We start from the raw sequence: 11,421 nt of genomic DNA, 5'->3' as shown, positions 1-11,421 counted from the left end.
TCGGCAATTTAACAGCTAACTCTACAGGAACAACCGCATTTAATCAAACAGTCAATGCCGCGAGTTTGACTACAGATGCTGGGGGCACAACTCAAGTCAAGGGAAATGTCACTACAACTAACAGTCAAACTTATGGAGATGCAGTTACAATTGCCACTAATCCGATTATTTCAGGCAGCGGCGTTACTTTCAATAATACTGTTGATGCCAGTAACATTGGCCGCGAATTGACTGTAAATGGGGGTGCAGGTAATATTACATTCAATGGTGCAGTTGGCAATACCAAGGCATTAGGAAATATTACCGCTAACTCTACAGGAACAACCGCATTTAATCAAACAATCAATGCCGCGAGTTTGACTACAGATGCTGGGGGCACAACTCAAGTCAAGGGAAATGTCACTACAATCGGCAGTCAAACTTATGGAGATGCAGTTACAATTGCCAATAATCCGATTCTCTCCGGCAGCGGTATTACTTTCAACGATACAGTAAACGGCAGCAGCGATTTAACTGTGAATGGGGGTACTGGTAATGTTACATTCAATAAGGCGATCGGCGAAACAACTTCTCTCACAAGTTTAACTGCCAACAGCAAGATATATTTAGGCGGGAAGGTCACTACAACCGACAGTCAAACTTATGCAGATGCTGTGACTGTTGCCAATAATCCGATTCTCTCCGGCAGCGACATTACTTTCAATAATACAGTTAACGTGGCTGGCAATCTCGGTATTGCTGGTGATAATGTTAATCTCAAAGGAACTGTAACAACAACCAATGACGGCACGCTCACAATTACCAATAAGGTGAATCTCAATATTGAGAAAAACCTGAACTTAGACGGTGCATTTATTCAAAAGGGCGGGGGAACTGTTGCGGTTAGCGGAAATATCACCACAACTAATGATAACATTAGTTTTAGTGGTCCGGTGACATTAAAAGCTCCTGTAACTTTTACACTGGGAGAGGCAACTATTGCTTTCGGTTCGAGTTTATCGGCAGGTAGTAACCCGCTGAATTTAACAGCAGGGGAAATTAATTTTTCGGGGAATGTTTCTGGTACTGGTGCGTTAACGCTACAACCTGCAACCGCAGGACAAAATATTGTTGTTGGCGGAACTGATAACAATACTAGCGCTTTAGATTTGACTGCATCGGAACTGAATTTGATTCAAAATGGATTTAGCTCGATCGCGATCGGGCGCTCGGATAGCAGTGCAAATGTTAGTATTTCCTCTAATCTTACATTTTTAGACCCAGTAAATATTCAAACGGGAACTGGTACGATCGCACTTGATGGCACTCTTACCGGCAATGACAACAGCAGCATTGCTCTCAAGGCTTCCACAATAAATTTGAATTATGACATCAATACCAATAAAAATCCGATCGCTCTCAACGGCACTGTTACACTCGGCAACGATATTAATCTCCGTACCAGCGGCGGAGATATTAAGATAACTGGTGCGATAGACGGCAATCATTTGTTGAACTTAGATGCCGCTACAGGCAATGTGTTGGTGCAAGGAAATATCGGAGGAACAGCACCACTTTCTGTTTTGAATGTTACGGCAACGCAGGCGGAATTCACTAACGGTAATATTGCGAGCAATTCTGGTTTTAATATTGCTGCTGCCAGCACTAAGTTGGGTGGCAATGTTACTACTAATAATGGGAATATCAATATTAACGGTGTTCTCGGGTTGACGAAAGATGCGAGATTGAGTACAGCCGGGGGGAATATTGCCTTTGGAGGTGCGATCGACAGTATTGATGCGGCCCGCAACTTAACTCTAGCCTCCGGTAGCGGCAGCATCACTTTCAACGGTTCGGTGGGGGCTACCAGCAAGTTAGGAAATCTTGCGATCGAAAATGCTGGCAATGTGACAGGAAACTCGACAATTAACGCGCAACAATTGACAGCACTAAACACGGAAAAAGTCAACTTATCGGGAGATGTCACCGCCGCCAAAGTCGATATTACTGCCAAGGGCGATATAAGTGTTAAAAATATTACTACTAATGGCGGAGAAATTCTATTTACAAGCGGTAACAATTTTACCGCAGGCAATTTGAATACATCGGCAAACAGTGGCGGCAACATAACTGTTAAGGCGATAACTTCAATTACCACCGGACAAATTAACTCTAGCGGTATACTCGGAAATGCCGGCAATGTGTTCTTAGATCCGATCGGCGATATTCAAGTAGAGTGGATCAATGCCCAAGGCGGTACAGGCGGCACCGGTGGCGAGGTGACAGCAATCACAGGCAATTTTTTCCGCGCTACGGGTACTTTTTCCACCCCACTGTCGCCGACGGGATTTGCTAGCATTTCTACTGCTGGCGGCGCAGGTGGTGGCAAAATTACAATTGTGCACGCTGGGGGAGATGGAGGGACGCCGATTCAACCGTTTGTGGTGGGGGATGCTGCTAGCAACGGTACGGCGGGTGCAATTACAACAGGACAATCTACCATTACATCGCAGTCGTTTCCGCGTTCTAGTAGTGTTGGTAATATTGTGTTTTCGACTGATGACGCGATCGACCCGACGCCAACCGTTCCGCCAACAATTCCACCAACAATTCCGCCAACCGTTTCGCCAACCGTTCCGCCAACAATTCCACCAACAATTCCGCCAACCGTTCCGCCAACCGTTCCGCCAACAATTCCGCCAACAATTCCGCCAACAACGGAAACCGTTCCGCCAACCGTTCCGCCAACAACGGAAACCGTTCCGCCAATAATTCCGCCAACAATTCCGCCAACCGTTCCGCCAACAATTCCGCTGACAACCGGAACAAATCAGCAGGTAACGGAAACAATTCAGCAGGAAAATCAGCAGGTAACGGTCATCAATCAGCCGAGAATTCCGCAGGAAAATCAGCAGGTAACGGTCATCAATCAGCCGAGAATTCCGCAGGAAAATCAGCAGGTAACGGTCATTAATCAGCCGAGAATTCCGCAGGAAAATCAGCAGGTAACGTCAGCCATCGAATCTGTACAAGAGCCCTTAAAGCCGATCGCACCCGTCCCCACACCAGCAACACCAACATCGCCCACAGCCACAGGTATACCCGCACCGCAAGAAGAATCTTCAACCCCTGATTCAGAAGACTTTCAACGCCGCAAAATTCCACCGCTAGACAATCCCGGTGTAGCAGCAGATCGAGTTTTAACCATCGATCAAAGTATCACCAGTCAATTACCGGCCGGCATCGTAGCATCTTCACCAGCATCCAAACAAGCACCAACAGTCAACCTTACTTCTAATTTAGTTCTGGGGTACGCCCCGCCTCCCGATCGACTTTTTGAAGGTAACGATATCCAGAAAACAGTCTGGGGAATCGAAGAAATGAGGAATCAAGAATTTGGAGAATACTTGGGGGTAAAAGCCAACCTCCCAGAGGAAAAAGTCTTGATTTCGACCTTCCAACAAACTTTACAAGATATCGCAGAGCAACCGGGCAAGCGGTCGGGTATTATCTACATAGTCTCGCGAGAAGATCGACTGGAACTAATTTTAGTTCCTCCCGTGGGGCGACCGATTCACTACAGCGTGCCAGAAGCCAACAGAGCTGCTCTTTTCCCCAGAGTCCAGGAGTTGCGCGCTGAAATCACCAATCCCGCAAAACGCGCTAGTACCAGCTATCTAGCCGCCGCCCAGCAATTATATAAATGGGCGATCGCACCCCTAGAAAAAGACTTACAAAACTTAGGAATTCAAACTTTATTACTGTCAGTCGATCCCGGATTGCGAAGCCTGCCCTTTGCCGCTTTACACGACGGTAAAGGCTTCTTGATTGAAAAATACAGTTTCAGCCTAATTCCAAGTTTTAGTTCGACTAATACCGATTATAAAGCTGTTAGAGACGCCACCGTGCTAGCAATGGGAAGGTCAGAATTTGTTGACCAAGAGCCATTGCCCAGTGTGCCGATAGAATTGCAGTCGATTTCGGCTCAGTGGCAGAGTCCATCTTTCCTCAATTCTACTTTCACTTTAGATAATCTCAAGTCGGAACACGTCAAGGGAGGATTTCGGATCGTTCACCTAGCAACTCACGCTGAATTCAAACCGGGAAAAGCGAGCAATTCCTACATTCAACTGTGGAATTCCAAATTGCAGCTCGATCGCATGGAGAGTTTAAATTGGCGCAATCCGCAGGTAGACTTGTTAGTATTGAGTGCTTGTAGAACTGCTGTGGGCGATCGGGAAGCAGAGTTAGGTTTTGGAGGTTTAGCAGTCAAATCCGGCGCCAAATCTGCTTTAGGGAGTTTGTGGTATGTTGACGATGGAGGCACTTTGGGGCTGATGAGCGAGTTTTACCACCAGTTGCGAGGAACCACAACTAAGGCAGAAGCTTTGCAACTGGCTCAACAAGCAATAATGTCCGGTAAAGTGCGGCTGGAAAACGGACAGCTAGTAACAACCGGTGGCAAGTTAAATTTACCTGCTAATTTACAACAAGGAAACCAAAATTTTTCTCATCCTTACTACTGGAGTAGTTTCACCATGATCGGAAGCCCTTGGTAAGCTGCCATCTTTATTTTTCTGTCTCCGCTTCTGAGGGACGAAAGTTTCTACATTAGGAACCATGCCCGCTTGGGGTGGTTGGGGCGGTTCCCCCGTGGCTGTCCCTATTTCAACCGCCGATCGATCCAGGGGGTTTGGAACTCTATTTCTGTTTCCTCACCACCAAAGTAATATCATCAAAAACCTTCGGATCGCCAATATACTGCCGCACATCATCTATCACAGATTACCTAATGGCAATAGCAGGTAAGTCTACTTACCTGCTAATTTACAACAAGAAAAGCAAGACTTTTCCGCTCTTTATTGCTGGACTATTTTCACGGTGAGATTTTTTTTGTAAGTCCCCTATTTTAAGTAGCAAATCTGTTCCTTGAACAATTATCTCTAACCCGCAGATGCTCTATCTAGGGTTGATTTGTCTCGGATTTGGTGCCGCAGTTCCGTAATTGACTCGACAGCCGATATTGAACAAACTCGAACTGCACTCAAGAGGGACAATCTGCTGATCGAGGAGGGCGCTGCAACTGACATACTCGTCGTTATTAGTATCTCTTACCATACATTCTATCGGCTGAGCTCCCGATCGCGCCGACCAACTCTTCATACCTACGACTGCAATCATATGCTGCCAGTAGAAAGCAAATAGCGATACTGCAAACAGTACAGCAACGGCTAATCCTGCTTTCAATTTCCAACTATTTAGGACGTTTCCCAAACTATTTTTCACGTTTTCCCCTCCAGAAATTGAGCTTTCGGTAGTTATTTCTGGAGTTGTCAAGTTTGTTTGTGTTTGTTCTGCTGGAATTTCAGACATAATTTATCTCCTATGATTGCTGAGATTTTGCTAAGCTGGCAGTTGCCATCGCTATTGCAAACTTTATCAAATTTTAGCAAAACTAGCCTGTACCGACAACAGATTCGGGCAGCACCGCCGGGGAAGTATGTATATTCACCAAGTGCGATCCTCTTCGAGGGCTTCGCTAACGCGCTTTCTATGCCTTTTGAGGTATTGCCCAATTCGCGATCGGCTCTTTTGCATTTGGCGCAATAGAATAGTTGGTGATGTTCTCGGAAAACGGTTCAAGTGAATCAGCTTTTTTACGAACCGCAGAGATCGCAGAGAAAGAAAAAAGAGAGATATATTGACTTTCACCAATCATTTAGGGTTTTGATAGCAGTTCTAATAACTCAGCTTCCGACAGTAGTTCTACCCCCAAAGATTGAGCCTTTTCCAACTTAGAACCCGCATCTTCTCCCACAACCACATAATCTGTTTTAGCACTCACAGAACTTGTGACTTTACCGCCTGCTTTTTGAATCAAATCTTTAGCTTCATCTCGTTTCAAAGTGGGCAAAGTTCCCGTCAGCACAAAACTTTTGCCTGCAAGTTGTAAATTTGTGCTGGCTAAATTGGAATTTTTCACTTCTGACTGCAATTGCAAGCCTGCTGTTTTCAACCGTGCAATTAAACTTTGATTTGCCGGCACTCGAAACCACTGATAAACAGCTTGAGCAATTTCCGACCCGATGCCGTAAACCCCCTCAATCGATGCCGCCGATACCGCTGCTAACTCTTCCACATTGGCAAACCTTTCTGTCAGCAATTGAGCGTTAACTGTGCCGACGTTGCGGATACCCAAGCCGTAAAGTACCCGCGACCAAGGTTGATTTTTCGATTGGGCGATCGCATTTACCAACTTTTCTGCTAACTTCTTACCCATGCGTTCCAAACTCATCAATCTTTCCGCTGTCAAATCGTACAAATCCGCCGCAGAATGCACCAGATTGCTATCAACCATCTGCTGCACCCACTTTTCCCCAATACCGTTAATATCCAGAGCATCCCGGCTGCAAAAATGAATCAGCGAACCCCTCAAAATTGCTGGACAAGATGTATTAATGCAGCGAGTAACGGCCTCCCCCTTTTCCCGAACTACAGGCTGTTCGCATTCGGGACAGCAACTAGGAATTTGAAAAAGTTGAGCATTTGGGGGGCGAAGTTCTGGCAAAACTCGCACAACTTCTGGTATGATTTCCCCAGCTTTTCTAACAATTACAGTATCGCCAATGTGGAGGTTCAGATCTGAAAGTCGATCGCTGTTGTGGAGAGAAGCCCGCGAAACCGTCGTCCCCGCCAACTGCACCGGTTTGAGTTCCGCTACAGGAGTCAGAGCCCCGGTTCTCCCTACTTGCACGGTGACAGCTTCTACTATTGTAGGGACTTCGGCGGCGGGATACTTCAGTGCGATCGCCCAACGCGGAAACCTCTGAGTAAAACCCAATTGCCGTTGCAGCAAAACCGAATTAATCTTAACAACAACCCCATCAGTCATGTAAGGCAAATTTCGCCGTTCAGTATCCCAATATTCGTAATACTCCCGAACCTCATCCAAAGAATAGCAAATTTTGCGATTGGGGTTTACCTTAAACCCCATTCTTCGCAACAATTCTAACGATTCCCACTGCGTTTTCTCCTCGTTACCCTCATCTAAATGCAGAGTATAAGCAAAGAAATCCAACCGTCGCTTATCCACAATTTTAGAATCCAACTGCCGCAGCGTACCCGCCGCAGCATTGCGAGGATTAGCAAACAATTGTTCCCCGGCTTTTTCCCGTTCCCGATTAATTTCCTCAAACACAGCTAAAGACAAAAAAGCCTCTCCCCGCACTTCCACAACAGGCGGCGGATTATCTAAATTGAGCTTTAAAGGAATCGATCGAATAGTCTTAACATTTTGAGTAATTTCTTCTCCCGCAATGCCATCTCCCCGCGTCGCACCGCGAACTAAAACTCCATTTTCATAGGTTAAGGCTAAAGCAGAACCGTCAATTTTTAACTCGCAAACATAGGAAACCCCCCCCAACCCCCCCTTGCTAAGGGGGGGAGTAATTTCCCTGTTTTCCTGATTGCTAATGGAAGATGTTATTCCCTCTTGTCCCCCCCCTTGATAAGGGGGGGTTAGGGGGGGTGCATTTCCCTCTTGTCCCCCCCCTTCACAAGGGGGGGTTAGGGGGAGTGCCTTTCCCTCTTGACCGGGGGTTAGGGGGGGCGCTACCTTTTGCCAGCGTTCCTGCCATTTAGCAAATTCCTCAAAATTAAAAGCATTTTCCAAACTGTAGAGAGGAATATTGTGTTTGACGCTAAAAAATTGAGTAGCAGGCTGTTCTCCCACCCGCTGAGTCGGACTTTCTGCAGTAATTAATTCCGGATAATCTGATTCTAATTCTTGCAACTGGCGATAAAGTCGATCGTACACCTCATCTGGCATGATCGGCGCATCGAGAACATAATAAGCATAGCTAGCTTCCTGTAGCTGCTGCCTCAACTGTTGAATTTGCTGCTGAATTTCTGCTGCCATATCAATTTAAGGTTTTCGATTTTAGATGTTAAATTTTTGATGATAACTCTTCATTTTAGCTCAAAAAAAAGGAGCGAGCAACCTCTCTGCTGCTAGGGCGAGTGGAGATTTGAGATGATCGATCTCAATTAAAGCTAAAAAAAAGATCCAGCAACTATAAAATCAAAACTTATCCTAATTGTCACCCTACCAACAAACGGATAATTGCGAACGACAGGAGTCGCCAGTCGCCCCAAATTTTCGACTCTTATTCAACCTTCCAGAGTCATCTCGGAAGTAAATCTAAAATCGTTCGACTGGCCGCTCGCTGAACGTTTCGTCCCACCTGTCACGCCGAAGTGTAAAATCTCAAATCGACTGACTCGCCTTTATAGCTGCCGAATTGTGCGTGTAAATCATCACAAATTCAAGTCTTGAAACTCGGCAAATTTCTTGTTTTCCCCGGACATGGAAGCTTGAAGATTATCACTATCTTTTTCGCCGTTTAAATTGCCCGTGCTTCTGGATTTTGTGAATTCTTGAGCGTTTGTCTTGTTGAAAGCGATCGGTTCAGCGTGTTCAACCTGAAATACGTTGGCGTAGAGGTTGGCAATAATCTGTTTGCCTCCCTGGGTCAATTCCAAGTAGTTTAAAGCTGCTGGAATGTAAGGAAAAACTCCATTCCAATAAAACTTGGCGTAATTTTGCCGCAAATCTCCCGGAGACTTGTATCCCAAGATTTTATTAGTGCCGACTTCCTCAAATTCGTAGAACAGGGCACTTATTTTTCGCAGGTAATTGGGGTCGCTCAACTGACCGATCAAATCGGCGGCTCTAGCGAGTCCAGAATAATTGTTTCTGTCTTGATGAGTTTCGCTAGCAGGAACTGGAAAGCGCGTCAATTCAATATTGCGCTTGATTTGTTCGGCATCAATTAATGTGTGGCCGCCGAAGCGTTCGTCAATTACAAGTTTTCCTCGATCGACATGATAAGGAGTTAAACTGGCAGAAGTTGCCCCGATCGGCACAGAAACCATGCCCCCGTCAATACCCGTAGCGTAGAGTCCCACAGCTTCTTGGTCTTGGCGGCAAACACCTTTGACGTAGCCGATATCGTGGCACAGCAGCGAGATCAGGTAGTGCAGCCAATCTTCCGGCGACACTCCCCCTTCGCGAATATGCTTGCCCCGGAGAATCTCTTGTCCCACCAAAGCCACGAGCATTGTGTGTTCCACATTGTGGTACAGAGCATCGCAGTTAGCGATATTTTCCAGAGCCATAGTCCCTGCCCAAGCGATAATTTCAGGGTAGTCAGGCTTGTACTTGCCGTAGGTGCGACGGTAGCCGGCCTGCAACTCTTGCACAAAAGCGTCAATCAGGATAGCAGTTGCATTGAACATCATAAATTCTCTCACTCAGGCTGTAGTTACAAACTCGATCGAAAATATCTTGCATAGCTGAAAAAATAATCAATGGGCCTTCCAGTAGGTTTGACCCCTCGGCGTTGAATTTTAAATTTCAGCTAGCCTTGTCAAATCAGAAAATTACTTTTAGGCTATGCTTCCCACGATAACCTAATTTCCGAAGCAACCGATCGATTTTTCGGCATTAAATGTTGACGAAACAATTTACCTCGTTTCACCGACTAATTATTAGAAGTCCTAGGTGTGAAAGTTATGAACTGTCTGTTTTTGAGCCTCTCCACTGCTGCCCTTCGCACTAGGCGGTCGATCGCCCCAAAATACCTAGGATTGTTTGCATTCACTGCTGTTTGCACTGCCGCACCGGCAATGGGTGCCGAGCGAATTTACGTAACTTACGGGCCGCTAGAAGAATCAGTTCCCATCGAATCCCTGGCACTCTTCGCCCAAGAAGGCAAAATAGACTCGAACTTGGACGGCTTCGCTCAATACATCAAAGAATCTCAGCTAGCTGAGATTCGCAGCGCCCTGCAAGCGAAAGCTGAAATCAGCCAGGTGACGATCGCCCAATTTCTCTACACGCCTCAAGGAGAAGTGCTGCTGAAACGCTTGGGCCGAGTAATTCAAACCAAAGCTCGGCAGCCCGGATTTTATGCCATCCGAGCCGCCTTGATTTTAGCAGCCTCAGATCCAGAAGGCCTGACAATACTCAACGTGCTGCGGAAATTCCCCACTTATGGCATCAGGATTGACATCGCTCGCGGCTTGGGTATCGCCGACGAGCTGACATCGCTGATCAACCGTTCCAATCAGACGATCGCCGGAGTCGTCCAGTTGTCCGAAGCACAAGCAGCCTCTGAACCCGCCATACCGCCCGCAGAAATGCAGCAGCCCCAGCTACCAGGCCCTTATACTTGGAAAAAATCATCGGTAACTGTGACGAGTCCAAATCGCCCTCGCACCTTTGATATGGACATTTACCTGCCCCAGGGCAGCCCGCAACCGGCCCCAGTAGTAGTAATTTCCCACGGTTTAGGTTCCGATCGCATTTCCTTTCAATATTTAGCAAAACACCTAGCCTCCTACGGCTTTGCCGTCGCCGTCCCCGAACACCCCGGCAGCAACGCCCAACAAATCCAAAACTTAGTAACAGGCAGAGCCAGTGAACTAGCAGAACCAGCCGAATTTGTCAACCGCCCCCTCGACATCAAAGACCTGCTCGATTATTTAACCAAACTTTCTACAACCGATCCGGCCTACCAAGGGCAGCTCGACTTGCAGCGAGTTGGCGTCATCGGCCAGTCTTTCGGGGGCTATACGGCTTTAGCATTAGCCGGGGCAGGGATTAATTTTGCCCAGCTAGACAAAGATTGCGGACTCGAAAACGATACTTGGAACCTCTCCCTACTGTTGCAGTGCCGCGCCCGCGGACTAGATCGTAACCAATACAATTTCGACGACCCGCGCGTCAAAGCTGCGATCGCCATCAACCCCATCGTCAGCAGCATTCTCGGAGAAACAAACCTCAGCCAAATCCAAATCCCTGTCATGGTAGTAGCAGGCAGCGCCGATACTGTCGCCCCCGCTTTCCTCGAACAAATTCAACCGTTCACATGGCTGACATCGCTCAACAAATATCTGGTGTTGATGATTAACGGGACTCACTTCTCAACGATCGAGGAATCCCCTCAAAGCCTCTTTTTGCCACCAGCAGAGGCGATCGGGCCCGAACCAGCTTTAGCCCGCCGCTACCTCAGCGGACTCAGCCTAGCTTTCATGGAAAGCTATTTGAACAACAAATCCAATTTCCGCCCGTATTTGGAGCCATCCTACGCTTTAAGCATCTCCCGAGACACTCTCGGACTGAGAATTTTGCGATCGCTCACCCTGCAGCAACTCCAGCAGTTCAGGATTTCTCCACCTGCTCGCAGGCCAGTCTCTCCACCTGTCCTCGCTCCTGTTTCTCTACCTTCTCCACCTCCCATAGCTCCCGTTCGTTAGCCTTGAGGTGCGCCGAAGAGCACGCTGGCATATCTTGTGGCGCCGGGGCGATCGCCCACCCCTGTCTTTTCATCAGCTTTCCTAATCGCAGTCATCAGTTTAACTGTCGCTCAACCCCTTTAC

General features: G+C 47.2%; 6 protein-coding genes. 2 read left to right on the top strand and 4 right to left on the bottom strand.

Going from position 1 to position 11,421, the window contains the following annotated elements; translation table 11 throughout:
* The coding region (locus QUA62_RS16580; RefSeq protein WP_333405510.1) for a CHAT domain-containing protein at positions 1-4,538 on the top strand (4,538 nt) is incomplete at its 5' end.
* 400 nt (positions 4,539-4,938) lie between these two features.
* On the opposite strand, the gene QUA62_RS16575 is transcribed toward QUA62_RS16580, so the two are convergent.
* From QUA62_RS16575 to QUA62_RS16560, 4 genes are all read right to left on the bottom strand, one after another.
* On the bottom strand, positions 4,939-5,352 hold the full coding sequence (locus tag QUA62_RS16575; RefSeq protein ID WP_333405508.1) for a hypothetical protein: 414 nt from the start codon (positions 5,350-5,352) through the stop codon (positions 4,939-4,941).
* A 178-nt stretch (positions 5,353-5,530) separates the two neighbouring features.
* Complete coding sequence (locus QUA62_RS16570; protein ID WP_333405506.1) at positions 5,531-5,698, bottom strand: hypothetical protein; 168 nt, start codon at positions 5,696-5,698, stop codon at positions 5,531-5,533.
* Complete coding sequence (gene ligA, locus QUA62_RS16565) at positions 5,699-7,897, bottom strand: NAD-dependent DNA ligase LigA (RefSeq protein ID WP_333405504.1); 2,199 nt, start codon at positions 7,895-7,897, stop codon at positions 5,699-5,701.
* 398 nt (positions 7,898-8,295) lie between these two features.
* Complete coding sequence (locus tag QUA62_RS16560) at positions 8,296-9,276, bottom strand: Npun_R2479 family HD domain-containing metalloprotein (RefSeq protein ID WP_190663509.1); 981 nt, start codon at positions 9,274-9,276, stop codon at positions 8,296-8,298.
* A 276-nt stretch (positions 9,277-9,552) separates the two neighbouring features.
* Between QUA62_RS16560 and QUA62_RS16555 the strand changes: the two genes are divergently transcribed.
* Positions 9,553-11,298, top strand: a complete 1,746-nt coding sequence (locus tag QUA62_RS16555; protein WP_333405596.1) for an alpha/beta hydrolase — start codon at positions 9,553-9,555, stop codon at positions 11,296-11,298.
* Positions 11,299-11,421 lie beyond the last annotated feature (123 nt).

It is taken from the genome of Microcoleus sp. MON1_C1, from assembly GCF_036701945.1.
Lineage (GTDB): Bacteria > Cyanobacteriota > Cyanobacteriia > Cyanobacteriales > Microcoleaceae > Microcoleus.
Note: the sequence above shows the minus strand (reverse complement) of the source record. Positions and strands in the feature narration are given on the sequence as shown.

Coding starts and splice junctions, on each gene's coding strand:
- QUA62_RS16560 (WP_190663509.1), bottom strand. CDS start 9,276: ATGTTCAATGCAACTGCTATCCTGATTGACGCTTTTGTGCAAGAGTTG.
- QUA62_RS16575 (WP_333405508.1), bottom strand. CDS start 5,352: ATGTCTGAAATTCCAGCAGAACAAACACAAACAAACTTGACAACTCCA.
- QUA62_RS16570 (WP_333405506.1), bottom strand. CDS start 5,698: ATGATTGGTGAAAGTCAATATATCTCTCTTTTTTCTTTCTCTGCGATC.
- ligA (WP_333405504.1), bottom strand. CDS start 7,897: ATGGCAGCAGAAATTCAGCAGCAAATTCAACAGTTGAGGCAGCAGCTA.
- QUA62_RS16555 (WP_333405596.1), top strand. CDS start 9,553: ATGAACTGTCTGTTTTTGAGCCTCTCCACTGCTGCCCTTCGCACTAGG.